The organism is Variovorax sp. FW301-JW7 (genome assembly GCF_058788795.1).
The window spans coordinates 1-14,588 of sequence record NZ_JBYTBC010000014.1; the positions used below are offsets into that span (position 1 = coordinate 1).

The 14,588-nt window shown below is 69.7% G+C and carries 13 protein-coding genes; 11 read left to right on the forward strand and 2 right to left on the reverse strand.

The window, feature by feature from the left end:
- Nucleotides 1-849 precede the first annotated feature (849 nt).
- Genes AC3WQM_RS27960 through bioD form a run of 3 tightly spaced genes read left to right on the forward strand, consistent with a single transcriptional unit; the run spans nt 850 to nt 4,227 of the window.
- A complete protein-coding gene (locus tag AC3WQM_RS27960; protein ID WP_492683274.1) occupies nt 850-2,256 on the forward strand; it encodes an adenosylmethionine--8-amino-7-oxononanoate transaminase in 1,407 nt (468 codons plus the stop codon).
- Entirely contained in the window at nt 2,240-3,472 is a 1,233-nt protein-coding gene (bioF, locus tag AC3WQM_RS27965; protein ID WP_492683275.1) for an 8-amino-7-oxononanoate synthase, read from the forward strand. Before AC3WQM_RS27960 ends, bioF begins: the two co-directional genes overlap by 17 nt.
- Nucleotides 3,469-4,227, forward strand: a complete 759-nt coding sequence (bioD, locus tag AC3WQM_RS27970) for a dethiobiotin synthase (RefSeq protein WP_492683276.1) — start codon at nt 3,469-3,471, stop codon at nt 4,225-4,227. The genes bioF and bioD overlap by 4 nt, the downstream gene beginning before the upstream one ends.
- Here the strand turns inward: bioD and AC3WQM_RS27975 are convergent.
- On the reverse strand, nt 4,210-5,262 hold the full coding sequence (locus AC3WQM_RS27975) for an aldo/keto reductase (protein WP_307693683.1): 1,053 nt from the start codon (nt 5,260-5,262) through the stop codon (nt 4,210-4,212). The genes bioD and AC3WQM_RS27975 overlap by 18 nt on opposite strands.
- A 236-nt stretch (nt 5,263-5,498) precedes the next feature.
- On the opposite strand from AC3WQM_RS27975, the gene AC3WQM_RS27980 reads away from it, so the two are divergent.
- A complete protein-coding gene (locus tag AC3WQM_RS27980; protein ID WP_062482185.1) occupies nt 5,499-6,482 on the forward strand; it encodes an AraC family transcriptional regulator in 984 nt (327 codons plus the stop codon).
- 175 nt (nt 6,483-6,657) lie between these two features.
- Nucleotides 6,658-7,887: a class I SAM-dependent methyltransferase gene (locus AC3WQM_RS27985; RefSeq protein ID WP_492683277.1), complete on the forward strand. Its 1,230-nt coding sequence runs from the start codon at nt 6,658-6,660 to the stop codon at nt 7,885-7,887.
- 21 nt (nt 7,888-7,908) lie between these two features.
- On the opposite strand, the gene AC3WQM_RS27990 is transcribed toward AC3WQM_RS27985, so the two are convergent.
- The gene (locus AC3WQM_RS27990) at nt 7,909-8,115 is read right to left on the reverse strand and encodes a dodecin (RefSeq protein ID WP_062482179.1); all 207 of its coding nucleotides are present in this window, start codon (nt 8,113-8,115) and stop codon (nt 7,909-7,911) included.
- A 176-nt stretch (nt 8,116-8,291) separates the two neighbouring features.
- Here AC3WQM_RS27990 and AC3WQM_RS27995 point away from each other — a divergent pair, with 176 nt between their 5' ends.
- From AC3WQM_RS27995 to AC3WQM_RS28020, 6 genes are all read left to right on the forward strand, one after another.
- Nucleotides 8,292-8,492 (forward strand): hypothetical protein, encoded by a 201-nt coding sequence (locus AC3WQM_RS27995; protein ID WP_062482175.1) that lies wholly within the window; start codon nt 8,292-8,294, stop codon nt 8,490-8,492.
- 115 nt (nt 8,493-8,607) lie between these two features.
- Nucleotides 8,608-9,615 carry an LLM class flavin-dependent oxidoreductase gene (locus AC3WQM_RS28000; RefSeq protein ID WP_492683278.1) on the forward strand — a complete coding sequence of 336 codons (1,008 nt, stop codon included), beginning with the start codon at nt 8,608-8,610 and terminating at the stop codon, nt 9,613-9,615.
- A gap of 35 nt (nt 9,616-9,650) precedes the next feature.
- Complete coding sequence (locus AC3WQM_RS28005; protein WP_492683279.1) at nt 9,651-10,991, forward strand: LLM class flavin-dependent oxidoreductase; 1,341 nt, start codon at nt 9,651-9,653, stop codon at nt 10,989-10,991.
- A complete protein-coding gene (locus tag AC3WQM_RS28010) occupies nt 10,991-12,211 on the forward strand; it encodes a M20 aminoacylase family protein (RefSeq protein ID WP_492683280.1) in 1,221 nt (406 codons plus the stop codon). The genes AC3WQM_RS28005 and AC3WQM_RS28010 overlap by 1 nt, the downstream gene beginning before the upstream one ends.
- Complete coding sequence (locus AC3WQM_RS28015) at nt 12,208-12,744, forward strand: GNAT family N-acetyltransferase (protein ID WP_492683281.1); 537 nt, start codon at nt 12,208-12,210, stop codon at nt 12,742-12,744. Before AC3WQM_RS28010 ends, AC3WQM_RS28015 begins: the two co-directional genes overlap by 4 nt.
- Complete coding sequence (locus AC3WQM_RS28020) at nt 12,741-14,558, forward strand: amino acid ABC transporter permease/ATP-binding protein (RefSeq protein WP_492683282.1); 1,818 nt, start codon at nt 12,741-12,743, stop codon at nt 14,556-14,558. Before AC3WQM_RS28015 ends, AC3WQM_RS28020 begins: the two co-directional genes overlap by 4 nt.
- Nucleotides 14,559-14,588 lie beyond the last annotated feature (30 nt).

A 14,588-nucleotide genomic window follows, 5' to 3' on the forward strand; every position in this document is an offset into this window, starting at 1 on the left:
CCGGTGAAGCGCTCGACGACGACGGCGTTCTGCGGCGCCGACGCGGGCAGCTGCAGCTTGATGAGCCGCGCCTGCTCAGAGAGCCGCGCGACGTTCAGGCCTTCGAGCTTCCATGGCGCTGCGCCATGGAAGATATTGAAACTGTCTGGCATGGATAACCACCTCCCCGGTGTCGCTGCCGGTATGCCCGGCTATGGTCTATTTCTTCACATGCGTGATCTTCCCGCCTGCCTTGTCGAACCAAAGACCGGCCTCGGAAGTACTGCATGAATCTGGATAACTCTACTTCAAGGAAGAAGCCTCGAAACGACTCTAAATTGAGTGCTTCTGATTGCATTTCCCCAGAAATTGGGTTGCTTGAGTTGGTAAAAGAAGGCGTTCGTTCTCATGTGGGCCGCAGGCGCTGCAGTGGACCTCGTGCCAACTTATGGATGAAGTTTTTCTGGCAAGCGACAGCTCGATGGACGCGACGCGAGCATCGCGCTTTGGTGAAAAAGAGCAGCGGCTGACCGCCCCATTGAAATCAGCCACGGTCGTGTCTGAAAAGAGCGACCGGGGCAGCCGGCACCCCGAGAACCGGACATTCACTCGCTATCTTTGGCGGCAGCCTGACAACTTGCGGCAGCGCCCACGCAGACGCGGCAAGCGCGACGATGCCGAGCCGCCCGCCGTTGCGACGAACGCGCGCACTACACGGCGCAACATCGCCCAAACCTCCCTCATCGCCCTCGCGAAACACCTGCCCGAAGCGCGTTTGCCGCCCTGTCTTTCCGTCGATACGATCCCGCGCCTTTGCCCTCGTTTCTCGCGACGGGCAGTGCTTTTTTCGAACAAGAAAGGAATGCGCGGGTGCCCCCAACAACGACTGCTTCTCCGACCGCTTCGAACGCCAATGCCAACGCCGACTGGCAACAGCGCAGCCGCCGCCATGTCTGGCACCCCTGCACCCAGAGCATCCGCCTCGACGTGGCGCCGCCGCTGCCCATCGCGCGCGGCGAGGGCGTCTGGCTGACCGACCACGAAGGCCGGCGCTACCTCGACGCCACCAGCTCGTGGTGGGTCAACCTGTTCGGCCACGCGCACCCGGCGATCAACGCCGCGCTGAAGGCGCAGCTGGACACGCTGCCGCACGTGATGCTCGCCGGCTGCACGCACGCGCCGGCGGTCGAGCTGGCCGAGCGGCTGGCGGCGCTCACGGGCCATGCGCTGGGCCATTGCTTCTATGCCTCCGACGGCGCCTCGGCCGTGGAGATCGCGCTCAAGATGAGCTTCCACGCCTGGCGCAACGCGGGCCGCGCCGGCAAGCGCCGCTTCGTCGCGCTGCGCGGCGGGTACCACGGCGAGACGCTGGGCGCGCTGCACGTCACCGACGTGCCCGTGTTCCGCGACGCCTATGCGCCGCTGCTCGCCAGCGCGCACCTCGTGGCCTCGCCCGACGCGCGTGCCGCCCGGCCCGGCGAAGACGCCGCCGCTGTCGCGAACCGCGCCGCCGACGAGCTCGAAGCGCTCTTGGCCGCGCAACACGACAGCATCGCCGCCGTGATCGTCGAGCCGCTGGTGCAGTGCGCCACCGGCATGGCGATGCACGACCCGGCCTACCTGCGCCGCGTGCGTGCGCTGTGCGACTGCTTCGGCGTGCACCTGATCGCCGACGAGATCGCGGTTGGCTGCGGGCGCACCGGCACCTTCTTCGCGTGCGAGCAGGCCGGCATCTGGCCCGACTTCCTGTGCCTGTCGAAGGGCATCAGCGGCGGCTACCTGCCGCTGGCGCTGGTGATGACCCGCGAAGCCATCTACCAGGGCTTCGTCGACGACGACGCCGCGCGCAGCTTCCTGCACTCGCATTCCTACACCGGCAACGCGCTGGCCTGCCGCGCGGCGCTCGCCACGCTCGACCTGTTCGAGCAGGAAGACGCGCTGAACCGCAACCAGGACCGCGCCGCGCGCCTGCTGGCGCGGCTGCGCGAGGGGCTCGCCGGCCAGCCGATCGACCACCTGCGCCAGCGCGGAATGATCACGGCCTTCGACGTGCGCGAGCCCGGCGCGCGTTTCGCCGAGCGCTTCCACCTCGCGGCGCGCGACCACGGCCTGCTGATGCGGCCCATCGGTGCGACCGTGTACCTGATGCCGCCGTACGCCATCGCGGACGACGTGATCGATCAACTGGTGGACGGCACGCTCGCGACGCTGAAAGCCGTCACCACCGCACCCGGCGCCACCGCCGACGAAGGAGCCCGCGATGCTGCGCTTGCTTGAACGCCTGCAGGACGAGATCACCGCGCTCGACGCGCGCTCGCTGCGCCGCCGCCGGCAGATCGCCGAGACCGCCTGCGCGCCCGAGCAGATCCTCACGCTGGCCGGCGCCACCGCGCCGCGCACGATGCTCGGCTTCAGCAGCAACGACTACCTGGGCCTGGCCGCGCACCCCGCGCTGGCCGAGGCGCTGGCCGAAGGCGCAGCGCGCTACGGCACGGGCAGCGGCGGCTCGCACCTGATCCTGGGCCACTCGCGTGCCCATGCGCAGCTCGAGGAGCGGCTGGGCGAATGGATGGCGCCGCACATTCCGCAGGCGCGCAGCCTGTTCTTCTGCACCGGCTACATGGCCAACCTGGCGGTGCTGTCGGCGCTGGGCGACGGCGAGGCGGTGATCTTCTCGGAGACGCTGAACCACGCCTCGCTGATCGACGGCGCGCGGCTGGCCCGCGCCCGCGTGGAACGCTACCCGCACTGCGACCTGCAGGCGCTCGACGCGCAGCTGGCTGCCTGCGACGCGCCGGTCAAGATCATCGTGAGCGACGCCGTCTTCAGCATGGACGGCCACATCGCCCCGGTGGCGGGCCTGCTCGCGCTGGCCGAGCAGCACGACGCCTGGCTGGTGATCGACGACGCACACGGCTTCGGCGTGCTCGGCGCCACCGGGCGCGGCGCGCTGCAGGCGCTGGCGCTGCGCTCCGAGCGGCTGGTGCTGATCGGCACGCTGGGCAAGGCGGCCGGCGTGTCGGGTGCCTTCGTGGCGGCGCACCGCACGGTGATCGACTTCCTGGTGCAGCGCGCGCGGCCCTACATCTTCACCACGGCCGCGCCGCCGGCGGTGGCGCATGCGCTGCTCACCAGCCTGGCGCTCATCGAGGGCGAGGAGGGCATGCGCCGCCGCGCGCAGCTGCGCGCCCGCATCACCCAGCTGCGCAACGGCCTGAAGCAGGTGCTGCCGGCCGACGGCAGCGCCTGGCTGGCCGATTCGCCGACCGCGATCCAGCCGCTCATCGTGGGCGACAACGCGCGCGCCATGCAGACCATGGAACGGCTCGATGCACACGGCCTGCGCGTGGGCGCGATCCGCCCGCCCACGGTGCCTGCCGGCACCGCGCGGCTGCGCATCGCGCTGTCGGCCAGCCACACCGAGGCCGACGTGGCGCGGCTCATCGATGCGCTGGGCGAGGCCCTGGCCGAACCGTGGCCGGAGGCCGCATGACGACAACGGCAGCCGCTGCGCAGCGCCGCTGGTTCGTCACCGGCACCGACACCGGCGTGGGCAAGACGCTGGTGAGCAGCGCCATGCTCGCGCTGCTGGCCGCCTCGGGCCTGCGCGCGGTCGGCATGAAGCCGGTGGCGGCGGGGCTCGATGCCATCGACGGCGAATGGCGCAACGAAGACGTCGAGCGCCTGCAGGCGGCCGGCAACGTCGCCGCGCCGCTGGCCTGGCGCTGCCCCTACGTGCTGAAGGCGCCGATGTCGCCGCACCTGGCGGCGCGGGAAGAGGGCGTGCAGGTCGCGCTGCCCGTGCTGCTCGATGCCTTCGAGCGGCTGTCGGCGCAGGCCGACGCGGTGGTGGTGGAAGGCGTGGGCGGCTTCTGCGTGCCGCTGGGCGACGACCTGGACACGGCCGACCTCGCGGTGGCGCTGGGCCTGCCCGTGATCCTCGTGGTCGGGCTGCGGCTGGGCTGCCTCAACCATGCGCTGCTCACCGCCGAGGCGATCCGTGCGCGCGGGCTGGTGCTGGCCGGCTGGGTCGCGAGCGTGGTCGAGCCGCAGATGCTCTCGCCCGAAGGCAACCTGCAGACGCTGCGCGCCCGGCTCGGTGCGCCGCTGTTGGGCGTGGTGCCGCACCTGGCCGCGCCCGAGGCCGCGCGCGCCGCCGAGCACCTCGACCTGCGCGCGCTGCGGGCGAGCGCGGCGCATGCCGCGCGTCGCACCGAGGCGCCGCTCGTGTCAGCCGCGACGGCCTGAATCGGCCAGCCGCTGGGCGCGCACGCCGCCCTGGCGCGCGAGCATCCAGCCCGGGTACTCGGGCGCCAGCGCGCTGGCCTTGTCGAGCGCCGCGAGTTCGTCGGCCGTGAGCCGCACCTCGGTGGCGGCGATGTTGTCGTCCAACTGGTCGATGCGCTTGGCGCCGACGATCACGCTGGTCACCACCGGCTGGTGCAGCAGCCAGGCCAGTGCGATCTGCGCCACCGACACGCCGCGCGGTTCGGCGAACTGGCGCATGAGGTCGATGCAGTCGTAGGCGCGTTCCACGTTCACCGGCGGAAAGTCGAAGCTCGCGCGGCGGCTGCCTTGCGCGGTGGCGGTGTGGCGGTCGACCTTGCCGCTGAGCAGGCCGCCGGCCAGCGGGCTCCAGACCATCAGGCCGAGCTGCTCGCTGCGCAGCATCGGCACCAGCTCGCGCTCCAGGTCGCGCCCGGCCACCGTGTAGTAGGCCTGCAGCGACTCGAAGCGCGCCAGCCGGTCGCGCTCGGCGATGCCCAGCGCCTTGGCGATCTGCCACGCGGCCCAGTTCGACACGCCCACGTAGCGCACGTGGCCCTGGCGCACGAGGTCGTCGAGCGCGCGCACCGTTTCCTCGATCGGCGTGATCGGGTCGATGCCGTGGATCTGGTACAGGTCGATGTGGTCCAGCTGCAGCCGCTTCAGGCTGGCCTTCACGCCGTCCATGATGTGGTAGCGCGAGGCGCCGGCCGAGTTCACGCCCTTGCTGCCGGTTTCGCCCAGCACCTTGGTCGCGACCACCACGCGGTCGCGCGGCACCTTCAGGTTCTTCAGCGCCTGGCCGGTGATGGTTTCGGACAGGCCCTCGGAGTACACGTCGGCCGTGTCGATGAAGTTGATGCCGGCGTCGAGCGAGCGGCCGATGAGGCCTTCGGCCTCGCCTTGCTGCAGCTGGCCGATGTGGTCCCAGATGCCCGGCGCGCCGCCGAAGGTCATCGTGCCGAGGCAGAGTTCGGAAACCAGGAGGCCGGTGCGGCCGAATTGGCGGTATTGCATCGAAAGTTGTCCTTTGCGGGTGGAGGGGCCGTCCGGCCTGACGGGTGGCCGGCGGTTGCGAAAAAGTATCCCGCCGGCGCGCCCCGGCGGGCGAGCGCGTTTCTGCAAAGTCTTTGCCTATTTCTCCAGACCTCGTGCGCAGGCCGTGCGAAGGAGAGGATGCGACGCTAAGCTGCGGGCAGCCCAATCCTCCATGGCCGCCACCGCGGCCGCTCTCCTTTGTCAGAGGCCTACCCATGTCTGATGAAACCCCCGACACCGCCACCGTCCTCGCCATGCCGATGCCGCTGGAACCCGAACTCGATGCCGCCCGCGAAGAGCTGGTGCAGCTCATCCGCCACATCACGCGCGGGCAGGACGGCACGGTCGAATGCGCCGTGCCCGGCCTGCAGGTGCACTGCATCAGCAAGCCCGACGGCCCCAAGCACGGCTTCGCGACGCCGGCGCTGGGCCTCATTGCGCAGGGCTCCAAGCGGATCATCGTGGGCGACGACATCTACGTGTACGACCCCATGAACTACCTCGTCACCTCGGTCGACCTGCCGGTGTGCGGCCAGGTGTGCGTGACCAGCGAGAACGAGCCCTACCTGGGCGTGCGGCTGGAGCTGGCGCTCGACGAGATCGGCGACCTCATCGGCGACGAGAAGCTGCCGGCCAAGGCCAACGCGCCGGCCTCGCGCGGCATGTACGTGAACCGCATCGCCATGCCGGTGCTGGAGCCCGTGCTGCGCCTGCTGCGGCTGCTCGACACGCCCGAAGACATTCCGATCATGGCGCCGCTCATCAAGCGCGAGATCATGTACCGGCTGCTGGTGAACGGCGAGGGCGCGCGGCTGCGCCAGATCGCGCTGCACGACAGCCACACGCAGCGCATCGCCAAAGCCATCAGCGCGCTGCGCACCAACTACGCGCAGTCGCTGCGCGTGGAAGACATGGCGCGCGCGGTGCACATGAGCGTGTCGTCGTTCCACCACCACTTCAAGGCCGTGACGGCGATGAGCCCGCTGCAGTACCAGAAGCAGCTGCGCCTGCAGGAGGCGCGCCGCCAGATGCTGATCGCCGGCACCGACGTGGCCAGCGCCGCGCACAACGTGGGCTACGAAAGCCCTTCGCAGTTCGCGCGCGAGTACGGCCGCATGTTCGGCGCGCCGCCGCTGCGCGACAAGCGCCGCTGGCTCGGCGAGGCCGGCAACGACGCGACCTCGATGGAAGCCGCGTAGGCATTGCATCGGTCGCATTGCATCGGTCGCATCGCGCCCGTGCGCCTATAGCACCTGCCGCGATTTCTTGCGTCGTCGCGGCCATGCAGGTTTCGCAAATTCTCGCTATCGTTTTGTTCGCTGCAGCACCCGTCCGCCCGTGGAGGCGGGACTACTCAACAACTCGGAGAGATGCATGCTTTGGGAAAAGAAGCTGGCGCAGTGGAGCGCCGCGGTTCGCGCACGGGCCAACCTGCCCGCGCGGCTCACCTTGTGGGACGGCCAGTCCTACGACTTCGGTGACTTCAGCGGACCGGCGGTCACGCTGCACGTGAAATCGCCCGCGGCGCTGTCGCTGATGCTGCAGCCCACGCTCGACAACCTGGGCGAGGCCTACGTCAAGAGCAAGATCGACATCGAAGGCAAGCTCAGCGACGTGATCGACATCGCCTACGGCCTGGCGAAGACCTCGCTCGACAAGCCCGGCGGCGCGCTGCAAAGCATGGCCCGCTACTTCGCGCACACCAAGTCGTCGGACAAAAAATCGATCGAGTACCACTACGACGTGTCGAACGCGTTCTACCAACTCTGGCTCGACGCGAACATGGTCTATTCGTGTGCCTACTTCGAGAACGGCGACGAAGACCTGGCCACCGCGCAGCTGAAGAAAATAGACCACATCCTCACCAAGATCGAACTCAAACCGGGCCAGACACTGCTCGACATCGGCTGCGGCTGGGGCGCGCTGGTGATCCGCGCGGCGCAGAAGTTCGGCGCGCGCTGCGTAGGCGTCACGCTGTCGCAGAACCAGTTCGACCTCGCGACCGAGCGCGTGAAGGCCGCAGGCCTCGCAGACCGCATCGAGATCCGCCTGCAGGACTACCGCGACGTGACCGGCCAGTTCGACCGCATCACCAGCGTCGGCATGTTCGAGCACGTGGGCCGCAAGAACCTGCCCGAGTACTTCAAGCGCGTGCAGCAGCTGCTGGCCGACGACGGCATCGTCATGAACCACGGCATCACCTCGTCCGACCCCGAGGGCGGCGGTGTGTCGTACGGCGGCGGCGACTTCATCGACCGCTACGTGTTCCCCAACGGCGAGCTGCCGCACATCAGCCTGGCGCTGCAGGCCATGCAGCAGGGCGGGCTGGAGGCCTTCGACGTGGAGAATCTGCGCCGCCACTACGCGCAGACGCTGCGCCACTGGAGCGACGCCTACGAGGCCCATGCCGACGAGGCGCGCGCACTCGTCGACGAAGAGAAGTTCCGCATCTGGCGCATCTACCTCGCGGGCTGCGCCTATGCCTTCGAGAACGACGACGTGGCGATCTACCAGATCGTCGGGCGCAAGGCGGGCAGGGCGGCGAGCACGCTCCCGTGGTCGCGCCGCTATATCTACGACGGCACCTCGGCGCTGCGCGCCTGACCCGTCAAGGCCGCGGTGCGGCTACTCGAGCGTGAAGCCGATCTTCACCGTCACCTGCCAGTGCGCGACCTTGCCGTCGACCACATGGCCGCGCGTCTCGGTGACGGTGAACCACTGGATGTTGCGCACCGTCTCGTGCGCCTTCGCGATGGCGGTCTGCACCGCGTCCTCGATGCTGGTCTTGGACGAGCCCGTCAGCTCGAGCGACTTGTAGACATGGTTCGACATGGCGGCTGCTCCTTGGGTGGTTGCGCGCCCATCGTAGCCAGCGCAGGGGGCGCGAGGCAACACCTTTGGGCGCGCGGATGCGATGCAAACCGCATCAGGACATTCGCAATCCGTCGTTGGCAACGGCGGGTGCGCTTCGCAGAATCGGCGGCATCGAACCAGGGAAACCGCCCGCCATGCCACTGCACACCGTCGCTTCTTCGTCCCCGGCCGCACAGGCCCGCCACGTCCTCGCGCTGACCGCCATTGCCTGGTGCATCGCGCCGGCGTCGCCGCATGAAGTGGCGCGCCGCGCACCGCATGGCCATGTGCCGCTGCGCGTGCGCAGGCGGCTGCATGCCACGGCCGTGGCGGCCCTTTTGCCCTATGCCTGGTGAGCCGCACGACCCCGCAGATTCCAGATATCGATAGAGGAATTCAGCGCAAACGGCCCGCACGATGGCTCGCAGAATTTGAAGCACACCCGCTTCCACTGCGCCATCGCCGAACACCGTGTCCTACTCGCTCTCCCTGCTCGACAAGAGCCTGATCCCCGAAGGTGCCGATGCCGCGCAGGCGTTCCAGCACACCATCGCGCTGGCCCGGCGCGCCGAACGGCTGGGCTACCGCCGCTACTGGCTGGCCGAGCACCACGGCAACCGCACCTACGCCGGTTCGGCGCCCGAGGTGCTGGCCTCTCACCTGCTGGCCAAGACCTCGCGCATCCGCATCGGCACCGGCGGCGTCATGCTGCAGCACTACAGCCCGTTCAAGGTCGCGGAGACCTTCAAGGTGCTGGCCTCGCTGGCGCCGGGCCGTGTCGACCTGGGCATCGGCAAGGCGCCGGGCGGCCTGCCGCTGACCAGCAAGGCGCTGCAATCGCTGCACGATCCGGCGAAGGCGAAGGCCCTCGATTTCGAAGCGCGCCTGCGCGAACTCGACGCCTTCCTGCACGACGGCGTGCCCGCCGACCATGCGCTGGCCGGCGCCGTGGCCACGCCGTTCCCGCCGGTGGCGCCGCAGCGCGTGCTGCTCGGCGGCAGTCCCGAGAGCGCGCTGCTCGCGGCGCGGCTGGGCTGGCAATTCGTCTATGCGGGCCACTTCAACGGCGACCCCGTGAACATCGGGCAATCGATCGACGCCTACCGCGGCGCGACCGGCCGCGCGCCGCTGCTCGCGCTGTTCGCCTTTGCCGCCGAAACGCACGACGAGGCCGCCGAGCACGTGGGCGCGCTGCGCAGCTTCCGCGTGACCTTGCCCACGGGCCAGAGCGTGAACCTGCCCAGCCTCGAGGCCGCCGCCGAGTTCGCGCGGCAGGCCGGCGCGAGCGACTACCGCACCGAGGAGCGGCGCCCGCATGTCATCGCCGGCACCGGCGACGAGGTGCGCGACGCGCTCGAGGCCCTCAGCGCACGCCACGGCATCGAGGAGTTCGTGATCGACATCCCGGTGGCGGACTTCGGCGCGCGCGCCACGGCGGTCGAGCTGCTGGCGCAGGCCCGCGAACCCGCGCTGGCCTGAGTTTTTTTCTTTTTCCCATCACAAGAACGATCGTCATGAGCAACATCCAGTTCGGCGTCATGCTGCAAGGGGCCGGCAGCCACATGAATGCCTGGAAACACCCGGGCGGCCCGGCCGATGCCAGCGTCAACCTCGACTTCTTCATCCGCAACGCGCAGAAGGCCGAGGCCGCGGGCATCGCCTTCGCGTTCGTGGCCGACGGGCTCTACATCAACGAGAAGTCGATCCCGCACTTCCTCAACCGCTTCGAGCCGATCTCGATCCTGTCGGCGCTGGCCGCCGTCACCACGAAGATCGGCCTGGCGGGCACCATCTCCAGCTCGTACAGCGACCCGTTCACGGTGGCGCGGCAGTTCGCCTCGCTCGACCTCATCAGCGGTGGGCGCGCGGGATGGAACGTGGTGACCACGCCGCTGGAAGGCAGCGCGAAGAACTACAGCCGCGCGCACCCCGAGCACGCGCTGCGCTACGAGATCGCCGACGAGTACCTGGCCGTGACGCAGGGCCTGTGGGACAGCTGGGACGACGACGCCTTCGTGCGCGACCGCGAGAGCGGCCAGTTCTTCGACCGCGACAAGCTGCACACGCTGGACCACAAGGGCCGCTTCTTCCAGGTGGCCGGGCCGCTGAACATCCAGCGCTCGCCGCAGGGGCAGCCGGTGATCTTCCAGGCCGGTTCGTCGGACGCGGGCATCGGCCTGGCGGGCAAGTACGCCGACGCGGTGTTCACCCATTCGCCCTCGCTCGAAGACACGCGTGCGTTCCTCAAGCAGGTCAAGGCCAGCGCCGTGGCGCAGGGGCGGCAGGCCGGCGACGTGAAGATCTTCCCGGGCATCGGCCCGGTGGTCGCGGCCACCGAGGCGGAAGCCGAGGCCAAGTACCTCGCCATCCGCGCACTGCTGACGGTCGAGGAGGCGCTGGCCTACCTGGGCCGCTTCTTCGATCACCACGACTTCAGCCAGTACCCGCTCGACGCGCCGTTCCCCGAGCTGGGCGAGATCGGCCGCAACAGCTTCCGCTCGACCACCGACCGCATCAAGGCGAATGCCAAGGCCAAGGGCCAGACGCTGCGCGAGGTGGCGCTCGAAGTCGCCACGCCGCGCACGCAGTTCGTGGGCACGGGCGAGCGCATCGCCGACGAGATCATCCGCTGGGTGGACGAGGGCGCGGCCGACGGCTTCATCCTCGGCTTCCCGGTGCTGGGGCAGGGCCTGGACGACTTCATCGCGTTCGTGATTCCGGCGCTGGAGGCGCGCGGCCGCTACCAGCGCACGCTGCCCGGCCAGACCCTGCGCGACCATCTGGGCCTGCCGCGCAAGGCGAGCCGCCATGCCGCGCCGCAGGGCGGCGCCACCGCCGAGCGCAAGGCCGCCTGATGGGCGCCGCGCTGCCACGACCGGCCCTGAAGGACATTCACCGCGTCGAATCCACCATTACCGGCTACGGCGACGAATTCATTGCGCTGCGGCGCGACATTCACCGCCACCCCGAGCTGTCGTTCAAGGAGCACCGCACCTCGGCGCTCGTGGCCGAGCGGCTCGCGGCCTGGGGCTACGAGGTCACGACCGGCCTGGCCGGCACCGGCGTGGTGGGCACGCTGCGGCGCGGGCCGGGGCGCAGCCTCGGTATCCGCGCCGACATGGACGCGCTGCCGATCCAGGAAGCCACGGGCCTGTCGTATGCGAGCGAGAACGCGGGCGTGATGCATGCGTGTGGCCATGACGGCCACACGGCGATCCTGCTTGCGGCGGCGCGTTTCCTGGCCGAGGCGGGCGCCTTTCGCGGCACGCTGCACCTGATCTTCCAGCCCGCCGAAGAACTGGGCGCGGGTGCGAAGAAGATGATCGACGAGGGCTTGTTCACGCGCTTCCCGTGCGACGCCGTCTTCGGCCTGCACAACTGGCCCGGCGTGGGGGCAGGGCACGTCGGCTGCGTCACCGGTCCCGCGATGGCGGCCATCGACCAGGCGCACATCACGGTGCGCGGCAAGGGCGGCCACGGCGCGCAGCCGCACGAGACGGTGGACCCCGTGGTCGCGAGCGCGCACCTGATCGCGGCGCTGCAGACCGTGGTGTCGCGCAACGTCGATCCGCTCGACATGGGCGTGGTCACGGTGGGCTCCATCCACGGCGGCGAGGCCTCCAACGTGATTCCGAACACGGTCGAGCTCAAGCTCACGGCACGCTCGTTCAAGCCCGAGGTGCGCGCGCTGCTGGCACAACGCATTCCCGCGCTGGCACGGGCGCAGGCCGAGAGCTTCGGTGCGCAGGCCGAGGTGGACTACCGGCCGGGCTTTCCGCCGGTGATCAACCACGCGGAAGAAACCGCCTTTGCGCGCGCCGTGGCGCTCGACACCTTCGGCGCGCAGCGGGTCGATCCGGCCTTCCGCCCGCGCACCGCCAGCGAAGACTTCGCCTACATGCTGCAGGCGCGCCCCGGCAGCTACGTGTTCTTCGGCAACGGCGAGAGCGCCTCGCTGCACAGCCCGCGCTACGACTTCAACGACGCGATCCTCGCGCCCGCGGCCGTGTACTGGGGCCGGCTGGCCGAGCGCTTTCTTTCCGCCGACGGCGACACCCAGGAAACCACCCCATGAGCGAACAGTTTCTCTACACCACGCCGCTGGACCCGTTGGCCCGGCCGTTGATCGAAGGGCTCACCTTCGAGTACGACAGCCGCTACGGCGACGTGCTGCGCGAACCCGGTGCACCGCGCGAGATCGACCGCTACGCGCCCGAGGTGTTCGCGCCGCCGCACGGCAACTTCGTGCTGCTGCTGCGCGACGGCGTGGCGATCGGCGGCGGCGCCTTCATGCGCCACGACGAGCGCACCGCCGAGCTCAAGCGCGTGTGGACGCACGGCGCGCTGCGCCGCCAGGGCCTGGCCAGCCGCGTGCTGGCCGAGCTGGAGGCGCAGGTGCTGCGCCAGGGCTACGAACGCATCTACCTCACGACCGGCTTTCGCCAGCCCGAGGCCGTGGGCCTGTACCGCAGCCATGGCTACACGGCGCTCTTCACCGACGACGCCGACCCCGAGACGCCGCGCAAGCTGCCCTTCGAGAAGCACCTGGCGCAGTGGGCGACGCAAGGCCGCGTGGGTGCGGCACTGAGCGAGGCAGTGTCGCGATGAACACGACCACCGTGCTCGACGCCGGCCCGGAGCCTCGCACCCCCACGGCACCCCTGCGCCGCAGCGATGCGGCACCGCCCGCCAAGGGCGACTACTCGCACTTTCGCATCGTCCCCGCGACCTACCCGGCGCGCACCGTCGGCACCGTCTTCGCGGTGGCGGTGATCGGCCTCGTGCTGCATTCGGTGCTCACCAACCCGCGCTGGGGCTGGCCGGTGTTCGCGCAGTGGTTCTTCTCGGAGCCGGTGCTGGCCGGGCTGGGCCGCACGCTGTTGCTCACGGCGCTGGGCGCGGTGCTGGGCTTCTTCTTCGGCACGGGGCTGGCGCTGGCGCGGGTGTCGCGCTCGCCGCTGCTGGCGCGGCTGGCCTGGGTGTTCACCTGGCTCTTCCGTTCGGTGCCGGTGATCGTGCTGCTCTTGATCATCAACAACCTGGGTTACCTGTACGAGACCGTGTCGCTGGGCGTGCCGTTCACCGACCTGACCTTCTTCTCGTACCCGACCACGCAGCTCATCAGCCCGTTCGTGGCGGCGCTGCTGGGCCTCACGCTGAACCAGGCGGCCTTCGCCTCGGAGATCGTGCGCGGAGGCATCCTGTCGGTGGACCAGGGGCAGCTCGAGGCCGCCGCCGCGCTGGGCCTTTCGCGCCGGCGCCAGGCCTCGCGCATCGTGCTGCCGCAGGCCATGCGCAGCATCCTGCCCACGGCCTTCAACGACATCATCGGGCTGGCCAAGGGCACCTCGAACCTCTACATCCTGGCGCTGCCCGAGCTGTTCTACACGATCCAGATCATCTACCGGCGCAACCTGGAAGTGATTCCGCTGCTCATGGTGGCGACCGTGTGGTACCTCGTGATCCTCACCGTGCTGTCGGTGGCGCAGCACTACATCGAGCGGCATTTTTCGCGCGGGGCGCTGCGTCATGCGCCGCGCTCGTGGCTGTGCGGCGTGGTGCACGGGCTGTGGGCGCGGGGCAGGGCGCCGGCCGTGGTGCCCGTGTCGGCACCGGCACCGGCCCCCGCGCAGGTGCCGCGCTGGAACGGCTCGCGCGCCCCGGGCGGCGAGGTGACGATCCACGGCGTGTCCAAGCGCTTCGGCGCGCTGCAGGTGCTCGACGACGTGACCTTCACCGCGCCGCGCGGCAGCGTCACGGTGATCCTCGGCCCCTCGGGCTCGGGCAAATCGACGCTGCTGCGCACCATCAACCACCTGGAGCGCGTGGACGACGGCTTCATTGCCATCGACGGCGAACTCATCGGCTACCGGCGCGATGCCGACACGCTGTACGAGCTGCACGAGAAGGACATCCTCACGCGCCGCGTCGACGTGGGCATGGTGTTCCAGAACTTCAACCTGTTCCCGCACCTCACGGTGCTGGAGAACATCGTCGAGGCGCCGCAGTCGGTGCGCGGCCTGCCGCGCGCCGAGGCCGAGGCGCTGGCCACCGACCTGCTGGCCCGCGTCGGCCTGGCCGACCGCAAGGACGCCTACCCGCGCCAGCTCTCGGGCGGCCAGCAGCAGCGCGTGGCGATCGCGCGGGCGCTGGCGCTCAAGCCCAAGGTGCTGCTGTTCGACGAGCCCACCTCGGCGCTCGACCCCGAACTGGTGGGCGAGGTGCTGGCGGTGATCGAGGAACTCGCGAGCTCCGGCACCACGCTGCTCATCGTGACGCACGAGATCGGATTTGCCCGCGAGGTGGCCGACACCGTGGTCTTCATGGAGCAGGGCCGCATCCTCGAGACCGGCACGCCCGAGCAGGTGTTCAACGCACCGCGGCATCCGCGCACGGCCGAATTCCTGGCCAAGGTGCTCTGAGTTTTTTCTTCTTTCTCTTTTCCAACCGAC

Excerpts from the sequence above, each read along its gene's own strand:
- bioF (WP_492683275.1), top strand. The coding sequence starts at position 2,240 with ATGCTGCGCTTGCTTGAACGCCTGCAGGACGAGATCACCGCGCTCGAC.
- bioD (WP_492683276.1), top strand. The coding sequence starts at position 3,469 with ATGACGACAACGGCAGCCGCTGCGCAGCGCCGCTGGTTCGTCACCGGC.
- AC3WQM_RS27975 (WP_307693683.1), bottom strand. The coding sequence starts at position 5,262 with ATGCAATACCGCCAATTCGGCCGCACCGGCCTCCTGGTTTCCGAACTC.
- AC3WQM_RS27980 (WP_062482185.1), top strand. The coding sequence starts at position 5,499 with ATGTCTGATGAAACCCCCGACACCGCCACCGTCCTCGCCATGCCGATG.
- AC3WQM_RS27985 (WP_492683277.1), top strand. The coding sequence starts at position 6,658 with ATGCTTTGGGAAAAGAAGCTGGCGCAGTGGAGCGCCGCGGTTCGCGCA.
- AC3WQM_RS27990 (WP_062482179.1), bottom strand. The coding sequence starts at position 8,115 with ATGTCGAACCATGTCTACAAGTCGCTCGAGCTGACGGGCTCGTCCAAG.
- AC3WQM_RS27995 (WP_062482175.1), top strand. The coding sequence starts at position 8,292 with ATGCCACTGCACACCGTCGCTTCTTCGTCCCCGGCCGCACAGGCCCGC.
- AC3WQM_RS28005 (WP_492683279.1), top strand. The coding sequence starts at position 9,651 with ATGAGCAACATCCAGTTCGGCGTCATGCTGCAAGGGGCCGGCAGCCAC.
- AC3WQM_RS28010 (WP_492683280.1), top strand. The coding sequence starts at position 10,991 with ATGGGCGCCGCGCTGCCACGACCGGCCCTGAAGGACATTCACCGCGTC.
- AC3WQM_RS28015 (WP_492683281.1), top strand. The coding sequence starts at position 12,208 with ATGAGCGAACAGTTTCTCTACACCACGCCGCTGGACCCGTTGGCCCGG.
- AC3WQM_RS28020 (WP_492683282.1), top strand. The coding sequence starts at position 12,741 with ATGAACACGACCACCGTGCTCGACGCCGGCCCGGAGCCTCGCACCCCC.